The organism is Burkholderia sp. BCC1972 (assembly GCF_905339605.1).
Lineage (GTDB): Bacteria > Pseudomonadota > Gammaproteobacteria > Burkholderiales > Burkholderiaceae > Burkholderia.
Genome location: NZ_CAJPGH010000100.1, coordinates 1 through 367, shown reverse-complemented (window position 1 = coordinate 367; position 367 = coordinate 1). Strand labels below are relative to the sequence as shown.

The 367-nt window shown below is 65.4% G+C and carries 1 protein-coding gene; it reads left to right on the top strand.

Features of this window, described 5'->3' with window-relative positions:
- Nucleotides 1-367: ABC transporter ATP-binding protein (locus U5798_RS36980; protein WP_322084893.1), on the top strand; the 367-nt coding region annotated here is incomplete at both ends.

The window sequence follows — 367 nt, the reverse complement described above, 5'->3', positions numbered from 1 at the left end:
GCTGGTGACGCTGATCGGCGCGAACGGCGCGGGCAAGACCACGACGATGAAAGCGATCACGGGTCTCAAGCCGTATTCGGCGGGCGACATCGAGTACGACGGCAAGTCGATCAAGGGCGTGCCGTCGCACGAGTTGCTCAAGCGCGGCCTCGCGATGGTGCCGGAAGGTCGCGGGATCTTCGCGCGGATGTCGATCATCGAGAACATGCAGATGGGCGCGTACCTGCGCAACGACAAGGAGCAGATCAAGCAGGACGTCGACCGGATGTTCGGCTTCTTCCCGCGGCTGAAGGAGCGTGCGACGCAGCTCGCGGGCACGCTGTCGGGCGGCGAGCAGCAGATGCTGGCGATGTCGCGCGCGATCCTG